Here is a 20359-nt window from a genome sequence, read left to right as displayed (position 1 = left end):
AAACATGGCATTACTTAATTTAACAATTAAACAATTACATCAAAAATTAGTAGATAAAGAAGTGACGGCAGTTGACTTAGTCAATGAAGTTTACGCTCGCGTAGACGCCGTTGAAGATAAGGTACAAGCCTTCATTACTTTGACAAAAGAAACCGCGTTAGCACAAGCTGCAGCGCTTGATGCTAAAGGCATCGATGCAACAAATGTGCTAGCGGGAATTCCAATCGGTATTAAAGATAATATCGTAACGAAAGATATTTTAACAACAGCCGCATCTAAAATTTTAACAGGATTTGAACCTGTTTATGATGCAACTGTTATGACGAAATTGCATGAAAAAGACATGATTAATGTTGGTAAATTAAACATGGATGAGTTTGCAATGGGATCAACAACCGAAACGTCTTACTATGCAAAAACAGCGAATCCTTGGGATTTATCACGTATTCCTGGTGGGTCTTCAGGTGGTTCAGCAGCAGCGGTTGCTGCCGGTGAAGTCTCTGTTGCCCTCGGATCTGATACAGGTGGTTCAGTGCGTCAACCAGCCGCTTTTTGTGGGGTTGTCGGGATGAAACCAACTTACGGTCGTGTGTCTCGCTTCGGTTTAATTGCCTTTGCGTCTTCACTTGATCAAATTGGGCCCATTACGCGTACAGTCGAAGATAATGCCCTTGTGTTAGAAGCAATTGCAGGTGTTGATGTGCACGATTCAACATCGGTACCACAACCGATAGCTGATTTCACAACTGATATCCATAAAGATATCAAAGGCATGAAGATTGCTGTACCGAAAGAATACTTAGGCGAAGGCGTTCAAGCCGGTGTTAAAGCCCGCGTTTTAGAAGCGATTGAAACACTTAAAGGCTTAGGTGCAACAGTTGACGAAGTGAGTTTACCACACATCGAATACGGTGTGGCTGCATACTATGTCTTGGCTTCAAGTGAAGCTTCATCGAACTTATCACGCTTTGATGGCGTGCGTTATGGTTACCGTTCACCAGAAGCACATGACCTCGAAACGTTATATACAAAAACACGTGCTGAAGGTTTTGGACCTGAGGTTAAACGTCGTATTATGCTAGGTACCTTTGCGTTAAGCTCCGGTTACTATGATGCGTATTATAAAAAAGCGCAACAAGCACGTACGATGATTATTGAAGATTTCAAGAAAATCTTTGCTGATTACGATGTCATTGTTGGACCAACTGCACCAACAGTTGCCTTTAAATCAGGTGACTATGCTAAAGACCCAATCACAATGTACATGAATGACGTCTTAACGATTCCAAGTAACATGGCAGGTGTACCGAGTTTATCAGTGCCATGTGGCTTAAGTGAAAATATGCCAGTTGGCTTACAAATCATCGGGAACCAATTCGATGAAGCAACTGTTTACCGTGTCGGACAAGCATTTGAAACAGCAACTAACTTTAATGAGTTAACAGCTGAATTGTAGGAGGAAGATAGAATGAATTTTGAAACAGTAATCGGACTTGAAGTCCATGTAGAGTTAAAAACAGAATCAAAAGTATTCTCTTCTTCACCTGCACATTTTGGTGCTGAACCGAATACAAACACAAACGTCGTTGATTTAGGTTATCCAGGTGTGTTACCGACCTTAAATAAACGTGCCGTTGAATTTGCAATGAAAGCTGGGATTGCCCTCAATTGCCAAATTAATCGTGAAACGAAGTTTGACCGAAAAAACTACTTCTATCCTGATAACCCAAAAGCTTACCAAATTTCACAATTTGATAAACCAGTTGCTGAAAATGGTTGGATTGATGTGGTTGTTGGCGGCGAAACAAAACGTATTCGTATCGAACGCGTACATTTAGAAGAAGATGCGGGTAAATTAAACCATGCGGGTAAAGGCTATTCATTAGTCGATTACAACCGTCAAGGAACACCGTTAATTGAGATTGTATCAGAAGCTGACATGCGTTCTGCTGAAGAAGCGTATGCGTATCTTGAAGCTTTGAAATCAATCATTCAATACACTGGCGTATCGGATGTGAAAATGGAAGAAGGCTCATTGCGTTGTGATGCCAATATTTCAATTCGCCCATTAGGTCAAGAAAAATTCGGTACAAAAACAGAAATTAAAAATTTAAACTCATTCTCTTATGTTCGTAAAGGAATTGAATTTGAAGAAAAACGTCAAGAAAAAGTCTTACTTGCTGGTGGTATCATTGGTCAAGAAACCCGTCGTTTTAACGAAGCAACTGGCGAAACGTTGTTAATGCGTGTCAAAGAAGGATCAGACGATTACCGTTACTTCCCAGAGCCTGACTTAGTGAACTTAGTGATTGATGATGCGTGGATGGAAGCTGTTAAAGCAGAAATCCCTGAATTACCTGATTCACGCCGGACACGTTACATTAACGAATGGTCAATTCCAGCGTACGATGCGATGGTCTTAACCTTAACAAAAGAAATGTCTGATTTCTTTGAGGCAACAGTTGCAAGTGGTGCCGATGCGAAACAAGCGTCTAACTGGTTAATGGGTGAAGTATCAGCGTACTTAAATGCCGAACAATTGGAATTACATGACACAGCGTTAACACCTGACAACCTTGCGGGCTTAATTAAGTTGATTGAAGACGGTACGATTTCATCTAAAATCGCTAAAAAAGTTTTCCGTGATGTGATTACAGAAGGTGGCAACCCTGAAGAAATCGTTAAAGCTAAGGGCCTCGTGCAAATGTCTGATGCGGGCGAATTAACAAAAATCATTACAGCGATTATCGATGCGAACTTACAGTCGGTCGAAGACTTTAAAAACGGTAAAGATCGTGCCGTTGGTTTCCTTGTTGGTAAAACAATGAAAGAAACTAAAGGACAAGCGAATCCGAAAATGGTTAACCAAATCATTGTCGATGAATTAAATAAACGTTAAATATTTGATAAAAGTACTTATTCAGCTGTTTTATACGGTGGGATAGGTGCTTTTTCTATTTGAAGTAAAGTAGGTTAGTTTTATGGAAAAGTGAGTGTTTAAAGCGTTACAAAATATTTTCCGAAAAGCTTTTTTATTTTTGTTTACGCCGATAGTTAAATTAAGTTAGACAATTGACCTATAAACATCTCTACACCAAATGTGCTTGTAATGATAGAAGCCTATTTCCAAACGAAACAATCTGTTTTAACCGGATTGAAGATACTAGGATGTTCAAGACAACGATTGATAATGTCTACAATTTTTTAAAGAAAAGTTCCTCGGCCAGTGCTTTTTATCAAAAACACAAAGAAAATAAAACATATTGTGGCAGACGACCGATCATTTTAAGTACGGATCAACAAACTTACATTCAGAAAATGACGGCTAAAGGTTAGCCACCTGATGTATAGCTATTTCATGTTCTGGTAGAACGCTCTATCGCCTATTTAAAGCCAACTACTTCGGTATCACAAAGCTACCAATGAAAGGTAAACGTAAGCCAAACGGACACAACGAACGTCGCGGAAGGCGATACAATTGTCGGTGTTTATCATAAAAGTGAAAATCAGCAAATATCGAAAAAGAGACGACGGATTGTTTACAATCTATTCTCAAAAACATGTTTAAATCACTCACGTTTGATTGTGGAAAGAAATAAGTAACTCCAATGAGAGCTCTATTTTTTTGCAGAGACTGGAACACCTTCACAACGCGGGCTAAACGAAAATTCTAACGGCATTTTACGTAGAAAAGGCTTGCCAAAAAAGCTGGACTTTTACCAAGTTAACCAAAACTTCGTTTCAGCTGTTGCTTCAAAAAGAAATCACATACCAAGAAAATCATTAAACTACCGGACAACATTGGAAGTATTTTTGAGTTACGTAAATGAAGAACAATTGTCCAGCTTAAATTGGCAAATAATAGGGTTATTTATGGGGCATGTATATACTACAGAAATATAACCTTAAATATAACGATACATTTGGTTAATAATATCTTATTTGCTTTGCTTCCATACACAGGCATGTTCATAGAGGGATACTTGTAATTGTTTGTCATTTCACTAGTTATTTGATACTATCTAATTGTGACTATAATCTGATAATGGGGACTGATTTGATGACTGAACATCTTGATGAAAAAGAGCATTACACGATAATAGAAACGACTATACATAAGGAAAAAGGAGTTTGTTTATGAAACATAGAGACATTCAAGTGAAATCAAAGAAAATACTAGCAACAATTCTATTAACGACAACATTTTTCACAGTAGGATTTTCAACTATGACAGCTTCTGCGGACATCAATCCTGATACCGTAAAAGCAGAGGAACTGGAAAAGAAATTACCACAACTGATGGGTGGGGAAATTGATTCTAAGATTTTAGAACAATATAACGTAATCGGTAAAGTATCTGATGATAACGGTTTCACTCACTATGTCATGCAACAAATGGTTAATGCTATTCCAGCAGAAAACGGTGAATTGCACGTGCATGTCAACAAAGACAATATCATCACATCTGTTACAGGTGATGTGAACGAAAAAGAGATTCATTTGAATGGTAAAATCACAGTTGATGAAACAAAAGCGCAAGACATAGCAAAAGCTGCTTTTGGAGCTGAAGATGGCTTTGTATATCAAATCAAACAGTATGCAACGACAGACGGAATTGCATACTGGCAAGTAAGTGTCGGAAGTAAAGAAGGTTCAGAAACAGCTACAGTTTATAAAGTAGACGCAATGAATGGAACCATTATTGAGACTTACAAAGCCAACCATGATGTTGCAAATATTTCAGGGAAAGCATCAACAGGTATAGGGAAAACAACCGCAGGAAAAGACGTCACTTTCCCAACGTTAGTAGACCAACAGGGCACACACTATATGCAAGATTCTCCAGCAGATGACGCAAAGAATACCGTACTTGATATTCTTTCAGTTAAAAAGGATGCTAGAAATAATAAATTATATTCAGTTGGAATTATTAATAGTATCAATGGGCAGTTCACAGATAGAGGTGCGGTAGATGCTTATATAAATGGACGTGCTGTTTATAACTACTACAAAAATAACTTTAACTTTAGAGGAGTAGATGGTAAGAAACAACAAATTGTGTCTATGGTCAATGACTCATCAAGTCCAAGTAATGCTTTTTGGGATCCAAGTTCTCAGACAATGAAATACGGTGCGCGTAATGGATTGTCACTTGCTGCAGCAATGGACATAGTCGGTCACGAAACAACACATGGGGTGATTAATAATAGTTCAAATCTTGATTATAAAGGTCAATCAGGTGCACTGAATGAATCCCTTGCAGATACTTTCGGTCACTTCATGGATAACAAAGACTGGACAATGGGCGAAGATATTGGTTGGATTTTACGTGATTTTGAGCATCCAACTAATCACAATCAACCAGACCACATGAATAATTTTCAAAACTTACCAGAAACAAATGACCAAGGTGGAGTACACATCAACTCTGGTATTATGAATAAGGCAGCTTACAATGTGATTAATGCGATTGGTCAAGAAAAAGCACAACAAATTTTCTTTACAGTAATGCGTCACTACTTAAACCATGCCTCAGACTTTAACCAAATGAAAGAGGCAATGGTGCAAGCATCACATGACTTATATCCAAATGAGCCACAAGTAGCGGTTGAAGTGAACAACGCATATGCAAATGTGGGTCTGGGTGAAATAATTAATAATATTAAACAATCAAATATCTTACCAGAACAACAAATTGAAGTGACACAAACAGACAACGTGACATCGATAGAATTCAGCGAAGAATCTGGGACCTTACCAACTATTTACGGTCAAAAAGAAGAAAAAATAAAAAACGGTCAGCCTAAAGATAAAAAAGAATTCAAAAAATCAGGTTCAATATTTGATATGTTAAACGAAATGTATGGTTGGGACTTGTAAGAAACATGGACTCCTATAATCTGGGGTCTGTTGCAGAGTTATAAATCGCCGAGAGTAAAATTAAGCGAGACAAATAAAAAAGCCATTTTGTGCGACACTCAAAATAGTTCCGACCAAAGAATTATTTTGAGTGAAGGCAAATGACCTATAAACATCTCTACACCAAATGTACTTGTAATGATAGAAGCCTATTTCCAAACGAAACAATCTGTTTTAACCGGATTGAAGAGACTAGGATGTTCAAGACAACGATTGATAATGTCTACAATTTTTTAAAGAAAAGTTCCTCGGCCAGTGCTTTTTATCAAAAACACAAAGAAAATAAAACATATTGTGGCAGACGACCGATCATTTTAAGTACGGATCAACAAACTTACATTCAGAAAATGACGGCTAAAGGTTAGCCACCTGATGTATAGCTATCTCATGTTCTGGTAGAACACTCTATCGCCTATTTAAAGCCAACTACTTCGGTATCACAAAGCTACCAATGAAAGGTAAACGTAAGCCAAACGAACAAAAGGAAGTAAAAACAGTGCGTGATTTAAAAGCAGAACTAGCAAAAATCAGCGAAGATAAGCAGACGCTTTATTTTGATAATACAGCAATTATTAAATGGGCGAATGAACGATTGATCGCAAACTACAAAAAGGAAAGACCACCGTCACAGTTACAAGAGACAAGTTCCGAGACGATTGATGATGAGTACTATTATTATTTGGAAAATGTCACGAAGAAAACGAGTATAAGTAATATGCCGCAATTAGCTAAGAATGCATCAAGTAGCGAGATACGTGATCAATTTCACTCGCTTTTAAGCATGAAAGGCATAGATCCTAGTGATTTCTCACAATTAATTAACGAGGAAACAGTTGTTGTTGATGTGCCAGCGATGATTATCAATGATATTGAAGGTGATGCAATCAAGGAAACAAGTGATGTGATGTATGAGACGTATGCGATTAACAAAGCGCAATTGTCGCATTTTTTAGACAATAAACAACTTTCACAGCGTACTCGGATAATAAGCAGTGTGTCCTTAGTTCTAGGTTTACTATTACTTGGCGGTGCCACTCGGTTCATCCTTAAAGAACAAAATGACATCAAAAGTGCTTTACAACCCGTCACAATCACCACCGCAGTCGCCACATTCATAATCGGTATCGGCAGTGGATTAGTGCTTTTAATGTCAAATGAGATGCGGTGGCCGGTATTATTATTCATCAGTGTGCCGGTAGTACTTGCTGTTTCAGGAATACTTGTGCTGATTGTAGCTAGTAAAAAGAAGTGGCAGAGTATCTATGATGGTAAATTAGGTATTTACGTGAAACTGCCAATCATCGTTCACGGGCTGATTCTCCCCGTTCTCGGATTGATTTTATTAGTAACTTTAATCGTAATTTATCAAGATAACTTTTTTTGGTTTGTTATTACTGTTAGTGACGCTCGGATTATATCTTGTTTGGTGTAGTCTACCGTTTATCTATCGCTATCAACGAAGACGACAATTGAAACGAGCAATCGCAAACAGTTTACCACGTCATTTATTGACTGAGTTTGTCCCAGATGAAGTTTTAACTAATAAAGAGCCTCAAACAGTCGCTACACTATTCGCTGAATATGAGCAACTTCGCCAACTTATTTTACGTAAAATGAAACAAACGACAGCAAGTGAAACCTTAAAAACAGATTTGTTAACAAATGTAAGTCATGATTCACGCACGCCTTTAACAGCAATTATCAGTTATAGTGACTTGTTGCAGGCCACTGCTTTAGAAACGGATGAGCAGCAACAATATCTTGCGATTATTCAAGAGAAGGCGCAGCGTATGAATGAAATGATTACGGATCTATTTGAAGTAACGAAGATGGATAATGGTGCGGTGGCACTAAACTATGAAAACATAGATATCGTTGCGTTAATACAACAAATGATTGGTGAGTACAGTGAAGAAGCGGTTGAAAACCGTTATACGTTACGCATAACTTATTCCCAAGAAACGATAAGGTTAACGATTGATGCCAATAAAATATGGCGTGTATTGGATAACTTGTTGAAAAACTGTATGAAATATAGTTTGCCAGAGTCACGGATTTATCTGAAAGTTAGCGAAACAGCCGATGGATGTCGACTCGTTATTAAAAATATTTCACGGTATGAATTAGATGAAGATGCTCCTTTGTTGATTGAACGATTTAAACGCGGAAAGTTCGATGAAGCAAGGCAATCAGATGGTTATGGTTTAGGCTTGGCGATTGTTGCTTCGATTATTAATTTACACAAAGGAAACCTCGACATTAGCGTTGATGGTGATATGTTTAAAGTTGTCATCGACTTACCGAAAGGGCCACCAGTTACAGTGTAATAATAGCACTAGCGTTCTGTCTGTTCTCATTACGAGAATAGCAGGACGTTTTTTTGTTGACAAGGAGAAGAATAGGTTATATAGTTAGTTACATAAGTAACTAACCTAATCGATTAGGGGGAGTCATAATGGAATTTAACAGCACGAGTCGTTTACCACTGTTTCAACAGGTGGCAGAACAAATTGAAGAGGCTATTTTAAATGGCTCATTTAAAGAAAATGCACAAATTCCATCCACAACTGAAATATCAAAGGCGTTTCAAATTAACCCAGCGACGATTTTAAAAGGGATGAATATTCTCGTTGAACAAAATGTTTTAGTTAAACAAAGGGGGATAGGGATGTTTGTTGTGGACGGTGCGCAAGCTCAATTACAACAGCAACGCTCGCAACAATTTTTATCTACCAATCTGGTGCAATTTATTAAGGAAGCACAACAATTAAATATCACAGCAACACAACTCATTACATTAATTGAAAGAGGGTATGAAAGATGACACTAACGATAGCGAACTTAAGCAAGGTTTATAGTAGGAAACAGGTACTCTCGAATGTGACACTCGAATTGAAAGCAGAGACTATCTATGGTTTACTCGGACGCAATGGTGCGGGTAAAAGCACGTTATTGAATATCATCAATAACCGTAGCATTGCCACAGCTGGAGCAGTAGAACTAGACAGTATGCGTGTATACGAAAACGAAACGTGTTTGAATCGACTGTATTTGATGAGTGAAGACACTTTGTTTCCGTCGCAGATGAAAATTAAGCAAATGTTCAAACAGACCGCCGCGTTCTATGACGGCTTTGACGAAAATTTCGCTAAAAAGATGTTAACTGCCTTTGGTCTTGATGCGAACAGCTCGCTTCGTAAACTATCAACCGGTTACCGCAGTATTGCCAAACTAATTGTGGCTTTAGCGGTTGATTGTGATTACATCTTTTTGGACGAACCCGTTTTAGGATTAGATGCGCATCATCGTGAACTGTTTTATCAGTTTTTGCTCGAGACTTATCAACAAAAGCCACGCACCTTTGTGATATCGACCCATTTGATTGATGAAATTACGTATTTAATTGAAGAAGTGATTATAATGAATGAAGGTGAAGTTATCCAAGCGGCATCGACAGAAGAAATACTCCAAACAGGGGTGGCTATTACAGGACCAAGTGAATTAGTTGAAGCGTTCGTTGTCCTTGTAAAGGTCCTGGATAAAGAAACATTCGGTGGAACAATGACAGCTTATGTGACGGATGCTGATAAATTAGGTGCAGAGCTCCCCGAACAATTGCGACTAACGCCACTGAACTTGCAAACCTATTTTATTAAATTAACGAAAGAAGGCGGGCAAACAGATGAAATTTAAAGCGGCACTCAACTATCAGTTTAGCTATCAAATACGTGCATTCCTTATATATAGCGCTATCTATATTACTTCGGCTATTATTTTCCCGTTAATTGGGCTTTATTTTAGCAATACAACCGAGGTAATCAAATCAGATGTACTAATATCACCGCTTGTATTCATGGTGATATTAATGGCGGTGGGGAGTAAAATCGCATTTAATTTGTTTGTACAAAATAGCACCTCACGCCAGACAATTTTCTTGTCGTTACTAGTGAGTAATGGTGTCATTGCGATAATGACGACAGTTCTTAATATGCTATTAATTACGATAACAAATCATTTTAGTAACGGAAGTTTACAGTTATACAACTTCATTGGAAAAATCTATCGGAATGATCCGTTTTTCGGGATTGTGGCAACTTGTTTCTTTGTATTCTTTAGTGCGGGTTTGTTAGGCATGCTGATTACCACCTTTTCACAGCGTTTTTTAACAACGACAAAATTACTCGTGAGTGCAGGGATTGTCTTTTTAGGTATCATTCTTAGTATCGTTTATCAATTTTGTAATGAACAGTTGCAACAATCTTTTCAAACGTTCGTTCCCCGTTTGTTCGGTTTTACAGGCAATCAACCACAGGTGTCCTCCTTTATGTTAACGGTTGTCATTGTAATTATCCTAGAAGCAGTATTCCTTTATTTGATGAACCGTCATCGTGAGATAAAAACCAAGACAGCCTAAGAAAAAAAGGGTCTAAGCCGATAATCATCAAGCCGAAACCGTGAAAAACACCCTTAAATATGTTATCTTTGTTATAGTAATAAAAATAGATTCAAGGGGGCAACATATAATGACTTATACTTTACCAGAATTACCTTACGAATACGCGGCGCTTGAGCCACATATTGATGCAAAAACAATGGAGATTCACCATACTAAACATCATCAAACGTATATTACAAACGTAAACAATGCGTTAGCTTCATACCCAGAATTAGCAGCTAAATCAGTTGAAGAATTAGTGACAGACTTAGCATCTGTACCTGAAGAAATCAAAGGTGCTGTACGTAACAATGGTGGTGGACATGCCAACCACTCATTCTTCTGGCAATCACTTTCTGCTAACGGTGGCGGTGCTCCTGTCGGTGAATTGGCTGCAGCAATCGATGCAACATTCGGTTCATTCGAAGCGTTCCAAGAAAAATTCTTAGCAGCAGCAACAACTCGTTTCGGTTCTGGCTGGGCGTGGTTAGTTGTAACTGATGGCGAATTAGCGGTTATTTCAACACCTAACCAAGATTCACCGTTAACTGAAGGACATACACCATTAGTTGGAATTGACGTTTGGGAACATGCTTATTACCTAAACTACCAAAACCGTCGTCCTGACTATGTTAAAGCCTTCTTTAACGTCGTTGACTGGAACAAAGCTAACACGTTATATAACGCTGCGAAATAGTCTTGAAAGTGAAGTCAACCGGTTAGAAGCAACCAACTTGGAAGGGCAAGCGACTATTTACCGTTGCTCCCATTTTTTCTGAAAGTTGAAAGCTTCTGGTTGAAGTAGCTGGACAATAAAAGTGGAATCAACTGATTAGAAGAAAAATGAGAGCACTTTGAGAGAGCCATGTGGCTCTCTTTTTTTAGGGTTAGTGTAGTTGACAAAACGCATAAAATTCTCTAGTATAAGGGGTAACAACTTCATGAATCGATGCAAAGAAGGAACGAAGTAAATCCCTTATCCCTAGTTAAGAGAGCTTGTGGTCGCTGCAAACAAGTCTATATAAGGTGTTGAATTACACTCTGGAGCATTTGTACAGCAATGTACAACGGGTCATACCGTTAACTATACAAGCAGTAACCGTAATGGTTATTAAAATAGGGTGGTACCACGGTAACTATCGTCCCTTCGTTTCATTGTGAAACGGAGGGGCTTTTTTTGTGTCCATGAAGATAAAAAAGGAGCTGGCTGGAATGAACATTATTGAAGAATTACAATGGCGTGATGCGATTTATCAACAAACAGATGCAGCAGGGTTAAAAGAGTTAACTGAAAAAGAACGTATTTCATTATATTGTGGCATGGATCCAACCGGAGATAGTATGCATATCGGTCATTTAATTCCATTTATGGTCTTACGTCGTTTTCAATTAGCCGGTCATCGTCCGATTTTCTTAATGGGTGGGGCGACCGGTTCGATTGGTGATCCGAGTGGTAAGGCAGAAGAACGTCAATTACAATCGATGGATCAAATCAATGCGAACGTTGAAGGTCTCCGTGCACAACTTGAAAAATTGTTTGATTTTTCAGGAGAGAATGCCGCGGTCTTGGTGAATAACTATGATTGGACAAAAAACTTAAACGTGTTGGATTTCTTACGTGACATTGGAAAACGTTTTAATGTTAACACAATGTTAAGTAAAGATATTGTCGCGAACCGTCTTGAAACAGGGATTTCTTTTACGGAGTTCAGCTACCAAATTTTACAAGCGATGGACTACAAACATTTATATGAAAACAATAACTGCCGTTTACAAATCGGTGGTAGCGATCAATGGGGGAATATTACGGCCGGTTTAGAATTAATTCGTAAAGAACATGGTGAAGCATCGAAAGCCTTTGGTTTAACAATTCCTTTGATGTTAAAATCAGACGGTACTAAATTTGGTAAAACGGCTGGTGGAGCTATTTGGTTAAATCCAGAAAAAACAACCCCTTATGAGTTTTACCAATTTTGGTTAAATACGGATGACCGTGATGTCGTGAAATATTTGAAATACTTTACTTTCTTAGATGAGGCAACGATTACTGCTTTGGCAGAAAAAGTGGCAAACGAACCGCATTTACGAGCTGCCCAAAAAACATTGGCAAGTGAAATGACTATTTTTGTTCATGGTCAAGCCGCGTTAGATCAAGCGATTAAAATTTCTGCAGCCTTATTCAGTGGAGATATTAAAGTGCTAACTGCTGATGAAATTGAAGTTGGCTTTAAAGATGTGCCAACATTCACGGCAGCGAAAGAAACAGCGTTACCAATTATCGATTGGTTGGTTGATTTGAAAATCGAACCGAGTAAACGCCAAGCACGAGAAGATGTAACTCATGGTGCAATCTATATTAATGGTGAACGTCAACAAGATACAACAAAAATAATTGATGCAACCGATCGTATTGGCGATCGCTTTACAATCGTCCGTAAAGGGAAGAAAAAATATCATTTAGTTAATTATAAGTAATTAAAGCAACTGTAAACCGTGATTCTCCGTGAGACTTAAAGAGATAAAAATCGTGTAACTAAAATAGTAGTGGCTGAAGAGCCACTACTATTTTTATTTACCGTAATAGAAGTTAAAGGTTTAGTAAAAAAGATAGCGGGTATAATAGTAATGTAACAGGTCACCAGAAAATCGGAGGGAGTGATAACAATGATACGACAAGAACTTCGTCAACGTCACATGTTATTTCAACTGACGATGGTGCGTGCACCGGAACGAACAGATAATACATAAGGCTATTGCGAGTCCACCGGGACGCCCATTCGTAGATGTTAAACGAACATGTGCAAAAGATTGTAACGAATCGTGAGCAATATGAAGTTAAAGCATTAAGAAGGGTTAAGCAGTCAAATGAACAAAGCAAGAGAACAAAGCAAGAGAACAAAGCAAGTGAACAAGTGGAAATTTGCATTGGATCGGATAATAAAACACAAATTAATTGCGCCTTTTATACAAAAAACTGCAGACTATTTATAAGTGTTTAACTAAAGCTCATTAGTGAATCTGAAGTTAAAATGATGGTTTGCATGTCACTAGTGTATAATATTAATTAATTTAGAGGGAGGGTGTGTAATTCAGCACTCTCTTTTTTTGTTACTTACTGATATGATATAATACTTATTATACAATCTAAAAAGAAATGGAAGGTGTTCGTGATCAAAAAGATAAACAAATTGTTAACAATACCTAATAATAACTCGAAGTTACTATTTATTCGTAATGAACAAATAAAACTATCTGATTACTTTAGTGCGATTAACCTTTCATATGACTTTTTAACGTATCAACAACTTTTTTTGAAACCAAAAGAGCAACTAGCTGATTATGATGTTCTTGTTTTAAGTTTCGGAAAAATAACAGTTAATAAATTTGAGTGTTTATTAGCTCTTGGCAAGCAAGCTAATAAGAGAAAAATCCCACTTTTATTTAGCTTGGATGGATTGAGTGACAATAGCGTAAGTTTTCAAGCATTTGATAAGTTAAGTAATCAATTGACGTACACTGTGATGATTGGAAATTATCAGGATGTAATGGCGAGTGCTGGCTATAAAGGTGAACCTGGAGAATCACATGATATGGAATTAATAAAAAAGATAGCACGAGTTTATCGAAGTGTCGTTGTGATTAAAACAGAAAAAATCACAATTACTGATGGTGAAAATTGCTTTATTATTAATGATATGCAGGATCAATTGGCAATTTATGATATTACATTAATAGAGGCGCTCATTTCCCGCTATTTGGGAGAGAACAATGAACAGAAAATCATAAAAAAAGTCATTTTAGCTTGTCAGCATTATCAGCGAATTTTGGGAGCAATTGAAGCGGGGCCAAAACAACAACAAATATTAGAAATTATAAATACAGTGAATTTAACTGAAGCAATCAGTGGAACTGATATATGACTCAAGTGAAGGTCAGTTAAATCAAAATAAAAAGGACAGACGGCACAAGGCTATAGCTAAACACTGTTCTAGCTTGTTAAGTCTTGTAAAATGATCGTTACCTGTGTGTCATGTCGGAATGAAAGTGAAATTAACCGGTTTGAAGCAAACAAGTTGGAAAAAAAGTTAATTATAATTTTCTACAATCCGAGACAGTGCAAACGACACTGTCTTTTTTGGTTCTATAATTTATGGTGTTGGTGAATTTTCACTGATGCCTATTTTTCCGCGAAAAAATAGCAACATTTTCAAAATCCCTATAATATTAAGTCATCACAACAAATTTATAAGCGGGATTCGACAATGTCAGCTATCACTTTTAATAATATCGCGAATTCCTCTGGAATTACAGATGAAACTATTTCTTTTCCAAAAACATGGTGTTTAACTCAGTTAATTAAAGGTGTTTTAAGCACTTGTTATTTTGGCACACTCTCTTACATACCCTCACGGTGTGCGAATTGCGGCTTCAATAATAAAACAGTTAAACTCATTAAACACGGAACTAAACTATCACGTATCACACTCCTTAAAACCAATAACCTTCCAACCTATCTCTTTTTAAAGAAGCAACGCTTCTTATGTAAAGGATGTAAAACAACCTTTATCGCTTCAACTTCGATGGTAAAACGAAATTGTTTTATCTCCAAACGTGTCATCCAAACACTAGCTGCCGAAGGACAGTTTATTACTTCTGAAAAAGATATCGCTTTTAGACAGAGTGTTTCAACAACTACTGTTAATCGTGCTTTACACCAATGGTCTCCTCAATTCAAACCGAACTATCAAAGGCTTCCACTACATCTTTCAATGGATGAATTCAAATCGGTAAAGAGTGCTGATAGTCAGATGCGTTTTATTTGCACTGATGCGAAAAAATATGAAATCATTGATATCCTCCCATCTAGAAGATTGCATCATCGATCGTTTTCATTTGTCCCAATTAGTAACACGCTCCCTTAATCAAACACGTATTAAACTCATGAACCGTTATGATACTTCAAACTCAGAAGATAAAAAGATTTATCGTAAACTCAAAGCGTATTGGAAATTACTTCTCAAAAACAAAACAGACTTAAGCGATTTTGATTATCGCTATCATCGTTTATTTAACGGACAAAAAAGTTCGACAGGAATCATCGATTACTTTATGACACTGGATGTTGAATTCAAAGAAACATACGAACTAGCACAGCAATTACTGATTGCGCTACAACACAAAAATTCCCCTGCTTACCAATCACTGATTCAGACTAAAAAACCTTTCGTTTCTTCACAACTGAAACGCAGTTTAAAAACATTAAACAAGCATTTACCTGCAATCGAAAATAGCTTTAAATACGAGGATTCCAACGGGCATTTAGAAGGGATCAATAACAAACGTGCACGTCATGACGTTTGTGAAGGCGACTCTAGCGGGAAAAGTGGCCGCTGAATACCCCACAGCGGAGCGCGGAGGATGAAGCGTCACCCGCAGAAAGCGTCCTTCACATTAGGAATGACTACAAAAAAGCAACTACCAAAAAAGATAGCTGCAAAAATGACTTATTTTACTAAATTTTGAATAACAACACTATTTGACATAGTGCCTCTTTTTTTTGTGCGAAAAAAGACCCTGGATTCAATAAAGAATCCAGGGTCTTAAAAATTGCACAATAGAAAGTCTGAGACCTAACGAGAGTAAAACTCAACGATGAAGGCTTCGTTAATTTCTGGGTGTAATTCAGAACGTTCTGGTAAGCGAACTAATGTTCCAACGGTTTTTTCAGCGTCGAAAGATAAGTATTCAGCTACAGCTGGAGCCACTTCCAAAGCTTCTTTAATAGAAGAGTTGTTAAGTGATTTTTCGCGAACTGAGATAACTTGACCAGGATCTACTTGGTATGAAGGAATATCAACACGTTTACCATCAACCAATAAATGGCCATGGTTTACTAATTGACGAGCTCCACGACGAGTACGTGCTAAACCTAAACGATAAACCACGTTATCTAAGCGTTGTTCTAAAAGGATCATAAAGTTTTCACCTTGTTTACCTTGTAATTTACCAGCGCGTAAGAAAGTGTTGTGGAATTGACGTTCAGTAATACCGTAAGTGTGACGTAATTTTTGTTTTTCTTGTTGTTGTAAAGCGTATTCGCTTAATTTTGTACGTTGCGTAGGGCCATGTTGACCTGGAGCATACGGACGTTTTTCTAATTCTTTACCTGTTCCTAGAAGTGAAAGGCCTAAGCGGCGAGACAATTTCCAAGATGGACCTGTATAACGAGCCATTGAGAGACTCCTCCTTTGAATTTGTTTTAGCATAAAACAAATACGGATATGATTTACTACTGGCGGATTTCATCTTTACATACCTTCACCATGCAGCCGCAGGTTACACGATACACCTCATTATTAAAAACGGGAATGAAATACTGACCCAACAGCCACATACCAGCTGCACTATTTTACACAATATCTAGTATAACCCAGTAACTGATAATAAGTCAAGAACTAATCATTAAAGATAACGAACCACTTGTTCTAAATAGTGTTGGTCATCGGTCGAGAAACGCTCTTTTACGGGTGAATCAATATCTAAGACACCGATTAATTGCCCTTCTTTAATAATTGGAATCACAATTTCAGACTGTGATGCGCTGTCGCAAGCAATATGTCCTGGGAATTGATGGACATCAACTACGACGATACTTTCACGTTGTTGCGCAGCGGTACCACAGACTCCTTTGCCGATGGGGATATGAACACAGGCGACTTTCCCTTGAAAAGGCCCTAAAATAAGTTCTTCATTTTCATATAAATAAAAACCGACCCAGTTTATGTTTTCAAGTGTTTCATTGAGTAGCGCTGATAAATTACTCATGTTGGCAATGAGATTGGTCTCGCCAAATAAAAGGGCTTCTGTTTGTTTTACTAACCGTTCATATTTTTTAATATCACTCATATTTTATCCTCCCTTATCCATAGCACAAATTAAATAGAACAGACGAGCCAATTAACGGCTAAAATGTTTTATTTTTAAGCCTAATAGTGGTATTATAAACTATGTCTATAACCATTTACAATTAAAAAAATCACGTCGACATTAAAGTAATAACTGACAGGAGGATGACCATGTTTTTAAAAATCTTAATCGTTTTTATCATCATTGTATTTATTATGTTATTGGTGTTTTACACGATGAGACGTCGTGCAGATAAGTTGATTGAGACAATTGAAACACGTAAAAAAGTTTTATTCGACCGACCTGTCATTGAACAACTAAATACAGTAAAAAAAATCGCCCTTAGTGGTGCAACAAAAGTTGCTTTTGAAGAAGAACGTCAACGTTGGGAAAAAATCGTTGATGTTGATTTACCACAAGTGGAAAAAGCAATTGATGAGATGGAACAAGATAACGAAATGTTTCGTTTCACATCAATTAAACCGGCGATTGGACAAACGGAGCAAAGTTTAGCTAAGATAGAACAAACGATGAATCAAATAAGTGAAGCGTTAGCACTGCTACAAGAATCACATGAAACGGTGGGTGAAGCATTGCAGCAGGCAGACACCGATTTAGTTGAAGCTCGCAAAGTGATGTTGACACAAGCCTACACTTTTGGTGATCAAATTGACCGGCTTGAAAAAGAAGAAGAACGTTTACGAGCTGAAATCACAACAGCGGAAACAGATTATTATGAGGGTGATTTTTTAGCGTTTTATCATCGCAAAGATGAAATTGAAGCTGACATCGCGAAACTGAATGTCCAAATTATTGAAATTCCGCCATTATTACAACAGATTAATCATGAACTGCCTAATGAATTCATCCAGTTATCTCGTGGCTACAATGGTATGAAAGCGCAGGGATATTCTTTGAATTTAATTGATTGTGATGGTGCCATTGAACGATTGACTGCTGAAATTAATGGTGTGAAATCGTTACTTAATGCTGGTGAGAATCAAGAAGCCTTCTCAGAAGTAGAACGGATGAGCAACGAAGTGAATGGGTTGTATGATCAATTAGAAGCAGAGGCAGTGGCGCGTCAATTTGTCGAGGCGGAGCAGTTAGAAACAGAACAGCAACTCCAAGCAGAAAAAGCGGCGGTTGATCTATTGTATGCAGAGGCGAAACTCGTGTTTGAAAAGTACGAACTCGATGAAGAGATGACAGCTAAGCCAGCGACAATGCGCAAGCAATTAAAGGCAGCTGAACAATCGTATGAACGTGTGAAACTTGCTTATGGTGAAGGAACAGTTGATCATTCACAAATTGCAACTGTCATTAAAGACCTTCAACAGACAGTCTGTGATAATCGTGACGAACAATTGGCATATAGTGAACAGTTGAAAAAAATCCGTAAAGATGAGATGGCAGCACAAGCGAAAGCTCAAAGTTATCTCGAACGCCTGAAGCGTGTCGACAACTATATTCGACGTTGTCGCATACCGGGTGTGCCAGCAGATGTTAATGAAAAGATTGAGGAAGCTTATGCAGCTGTTCAAACCTTGAATACGTCGTTAGAAGCTTCACCGATTAATGTGAGTGAGATGACGGGGAATTGGCGTTCTGCTGACAATAGCACGACGCAAGCGGAAGATACTGCTCATGAAATGGTGGAAGATGCACGCTTAGTGGAGGCTATTATTCAATACGCCAACCGCTACCGTTTTAAGAATCAAGAGATGGCGATGCAATTGCAAATAGCAGAAAGTTATTATGACTCCGATTATAATTATAAGAAGGCGTTAGAAGTAGCTGCTAAACAGTTAGAGAAAGTCGAGTCGGGTGCTGTCAATAAAGTTGAAGCACAGTTAAAAGAAGGCAATCAACCGTATTAAGCTGAACGTTATTAAAGGAAGGATGCCAGATGAATCTTTCGGTTTATCTGGCATTGTTGTGTGAAGAAAGGTGATAAAATGATTTATTTAGATAATAGTGCAACAACCCAACCTTATCCTGAGGTTGTGAAATCCTACAGTCAAGTGGCAACACAGTTTTTTGCCAATCCATCGTCGTTGCATGGCTTAGGTGGAACGGTCGAAAAGTTATATCGCGAATCGAAAAAACAAATGGCGCAGTTATTACAAGTCGATGCCCATGAGCTCATTATGACAGCGAGTGGGACTGAAAGTAATAATATGGCGCTTAAAAGTGTCGCCTGGACATTTAGAAACCGCGGTAAACATATTATTACGACGCAGATTGAACATCCCTCAGTCTTGAACACGATGGCTTTCCTCGAAAAAAACGGTTTTGAAGTGACGTACTTACCGGTTGATAAACAAGGACAGGTGGCGGTGGCAGACGTCGAGAAACATTTGCGCCCAGATACAATTTTAGTATCGATTATGCACGTTAATAATGAAATTGGTAGTATTCAACCGATTCAAGCGATTGGTGATCTGCTTGCAGACTATGATCATGTCTTGTTTCATGTTGATGCGGTGCAGTCACTGACAAAAGTACCGCTCGCGATTAAAGCGATGAAAATTGATTTATTAAGTGCGTCTGCCCATAAATTTCATGGTGTACGTGGCGCTGGAATCCTATACAAAAACAAATACTTGCGTTTAGAACCACTGTTACATGGTGGTGGACAAGAAGAAGGCTTCCGTAGTGGCACTGAAAATGTTGCAGCCGTTGTTGCGATGGCGAAAGCGCTCCGCATGGAGATGGCGCGAATGCAAACAGAAGTTAGTCAATTAGCTGCCTTGAAAAACGATTTCATTTTATGGTTGCAAACAATCGAGGCGGTAACTGTCTACTCGTCAACCATAGGCGCGCCGCATATTTGTTGTTTTAGCATAAAAGGGCAAAAAGGCGAGGTCGTCGTTCATGCGCTAGAAGCTGAAGGTATTTACATTTCAACAACAAGTGCCTGCTCATCGAAGTCAGCGACGATTGACGGCACATTGATTGCGATGAAGGTGCCAAATCAAGCAGCAAAAGGTGCTGTTCGTTTTAGTTTTAATTTTGATATTACAGCAGCCAAAATGGCACAAGTGAAAACAGCAGTGACGAAAGTTATAAAAAATTTAAGTGAAGTGGTGAACTAAA

Annotated in this window: 18 protein-coding genes, 1 pseudogene and 1 other annotated feature; of the genes and pseudogenes, 17 read left to right on the top strand and 2 right to left on the bottom strand. The window is 38.0% G+C overall.

All coding sequences use genetic code 11. From position 1 onward, the window contains the following. Nucleotides 1-4 precede the first annotated feature (4 nt). The 15 genes and pseudogenes from gatA (at nucleotide 5) to ACJYYY_RS09170 (ending at nucleotide 15748) form a co-directional block, all read left to right on the top strand. Complete coding sequence (gatA, locus tag ACJYYY_RS09240) at nucleotides 5-1456, top strand: Asp-tRNA(Asn)/Glu-tRNA(Gln) amidotransferase subunit GatA (RefSeq protein WP_035314897.1); 1452 nt, start codon at nucleotides 5-7, stop codon at nucleotides 1454-1456. Nucleotides 1457-1468: 12 nt separating this feature from the next. Then, nucleotides 1469-2899 carry an Asp-tRNA(Asn)/Glu-tRNA(Gln) amidotransferase subunit GatB gene (gene gatB / locus ACJYYY_RS09235; RefSeq protein ID WP_035314898.1) on the top strand — a complete coding sequence of 477 codons (1431 nt, stop codon included), beginning with the start codon at nucleotides 1469-1471 and terminating at the stop codon, nucleotides 2897-2899. A gap of 173 nt (nucleotides 2900-3072) precedes the next feature. Continuing rightward, nucleotides 3073-3903: pseudogene (locus ACJYYY_RS09230) on the top strand (transposase). A 234-nt stretch (nucleotides 3904-4137) separates the two neighbouring features. After that, the gene (locus ACJYYY_RS09225; RefSeq protein ID WP_408868857.1) at nucleotides 4138-5880 is read left to right on the top strand and encodes a M4 family metallopeptidase; all 1743 of its coding nucleotides are present in this window, start codon (nucleotides 4138-4140) and stop codon (nucleotides 5878-5880) included. A gap of 236 nt (nucleotides 5881-6116) precedes the next feature. Further along, nucleotides 6117-6284: a hypothetical protein gene (locus tag ACJYYY_RS09220; protein WP_408868856.1), complete on the top strand. Its 168-nt coding sequence runs from the start codon at nucleotides 6117-6119 to the stop codon at nucleotides 6282-6284. 86 nt (nucleotides 6285-6370) lie between these two features. Beyond that, nucleotides 6371-7351, top strand: a complete 981-nt coding sequence (locus tag ACJYYY_RS09215) for a hypothetical protein (RefSeq protein ID WP_035315659.1) — start codon at nucleotides 6371-6373, stop codon at nucleotides 7349-7351. Then, nucleotides 7320-8246, top strand: a complete 927-nt coding sequence (locus ACJYYY_RS09210; protein ID WP_408868855.1) for a sensor histidine kinase — start codon at nucleotides 7320-7322, stop codon at nucleotides 8244-8246. The genes ACJYYY_RS09215 and ACJYYY_RS09210 overlap by 32 nt, the downstream gene beginning before the upstream one ends. 128 nt (nucleotides 8247-8374) lie before the next feature. Further along, nucleotides 8375-8743 (top strand): GntR family transcriptional regulator, encoded by a 369-nt coding sequence (locus tag ACJYYY_RS09205; protein ID WP_035315658.1) that lies wholly within the window; start codon nucleotides 8375-8377, stop codon nucleotides 8741-8743. Beyond that, the gene (locus tag ACJYYY_RS09200; protein WP_035315657.1) at nucleotides 8740-9612 is read left to right on the top strand and encodes an ATP-binding cassette domain-containing protein; all 873 of its coding nucleotides are present in this window, start codon (nucleotides 8740-8742) and stop codon (nucleotides 9610-9612) included. The genes ACJYYY_RS09205 and ACJYYY_RS09200 overlap by 4 nt, the downstream gene beginning before the upstream one ends. After that, nucleotides 9602-10333, top strand: a complete 732-nt coding sequence (locus tag ACJYYY_RS09195; protein ID WP_035315656.1) for a hypothetical protein — start codon at nucleotides 9602-9604, stop codon at nucleotides 10331-10333. The genes ACJYYY_RS09200 and ACJYYY_RS09195 overlap by 11 nt, the downstream gene beginning before the upstream one ends. A 106-nt stretch (nucleotides 10334-10439) precedes the next feature. Further along, entirely contained in the window at nucleotides 10440-11051 is a 612-nt protein-coding gene (locus tag ACJYYY_RS09190) for a superoxide dismutase (RefSeq protein WP_156921232.1), read from the top strand. Between the two features lie 248 nt (nucleotides 11052-11299). Further along, nucleotides 11300-11504: a binding site (T-box leader), on the top strand. Between the two features lie 62 nt (nucleotides 11505-11566). Beyond that, nucleotides 11567-12829: a tyrosine--tRNA ligase gene (gene tyrS / locus ACJYYY_RS09185; RefSeq protein WP_408868854.1), complete on the top strand. Its 1263-nt coding sequence runs from the start codon at nucleotides 11567-11569 to the stop codon at nucleotides 12827-12829. 836 nt (nucleotides 12830-13665) lie between these two features. Then, nucleotides 13666-14274 carry a hydroxyethylthiazole kinase gene (locus ACJYYY_RS09180; protein WP_408868853.1) on the top strand — a complete coding sequence of 203 codons (609 nt, stop codon included), beginning with the start codon at nucleotides 13666-13668 and terminating at the stop codon, nucleotides 14272-14274. A gap of 342 nt (nucleotides 14275-14616) precedes the next feature. Beyond that, nucleotides 14617-15276, top strand: coding sequence for a transposase family protein (locus ACJYYY_RS09175; RefSeq protein ID WP_408868852.1), 660 nt, complete (start codon nucleotides 14617-14619; stop codon nucleotides 15274-15276). Further along, nucleotides 15182-15748 carry a transposase gene (locus ACJYYY_RS09170; RefSeq protein ID WP_408868851.1) on the top strand — a complete coding sequence of 189 codons (567 nt, stop codon included), beginning with the start codon at nucleotides 15182-15184 and terminating at the stop codon, nucleotides 15746-15748. Before ACJYYY_RS09175 ends, ACJYYY_RS09170 begins: the two co-directional genes overlap by 95 nt. Nucleotides 15749-15984: 236 nt before the next feature. On the opposite strand, the gene rpsD is transcribed toward ACJYYY_RS09170, so the two are convergent. Together rpsD and ACJYYY_RS09160 are read right to left on the bottom strand one after the other, a co-directional pair. After that, on the bottom strand, nucleotides 15985-16587 hold the full coding sequence (gene rpsD, locus ACJYYY_RS09165; protein ID WP_035314202.1) for a 30S ribosomal protein S4: 603 nt from the start codon (nucleotides 16585-16587) through the stop codon (nucleotides 15985-15987). Between the two features lie 229 nt (nucleotides 16588-16816). Beyond that, nucleotides 16817-17260 carry a GAF domain-containing protein gene (locus tag ACJYYY_RS09160; RefSeq protein WP_035314204.1) on the bottom strand — a complete coding sequence of 148 codons (444 nt, stop codon included), beginning with the start codon at nucleotides 17258-17260 and terminating at the stop codon, nucleotides 16817-16819. 170 nt (nucleotides 17261-17430) lie between these two features. Between ACJYYY_RS09160 and ACJYYY_RS09155 the strand changes: the two genes are divergently transcribed. Then, nucleotides 17431-19140 (top strand): septation ring formation regulator EzrA, encoded by a 1710-nt coding sequence (locus tag ACJYYY_RS09155; protein WP_035314206.1) that lies wholly within the window; start codon nucleotides 17431-17433, stop codon nucleotides 19138-19140. 78 nt (nucleotides 19141-19218) lie between these two features. Further along, nucleotides 19219-20358: a cysteine desulfurase family protein gene (locus tag ACJYYY_RS09150; RefSeq protein ID WP_035314208.1), complete on the top strand. Its 1140-nt coding sequence runs from the start codon at nucleotides 19219-19221 to the stop codon at nucleotides 20356-20358. Nucleotide 20359 lies beyond the last annotated feature (1 nt).

The sequence above is a fragment of the Brochothrix campestris genome, assembly GCF_046058945.1.
Classification (GTDB): domain Bacteria; phylum Bacillota; class Bacilli; order Lactobacillales; family Listeriaceae; genus Brochothrix; species Brochothrix campestris.
This window is presented reverse-complemented; position numbering and strand designations above follow the sequence as displayed.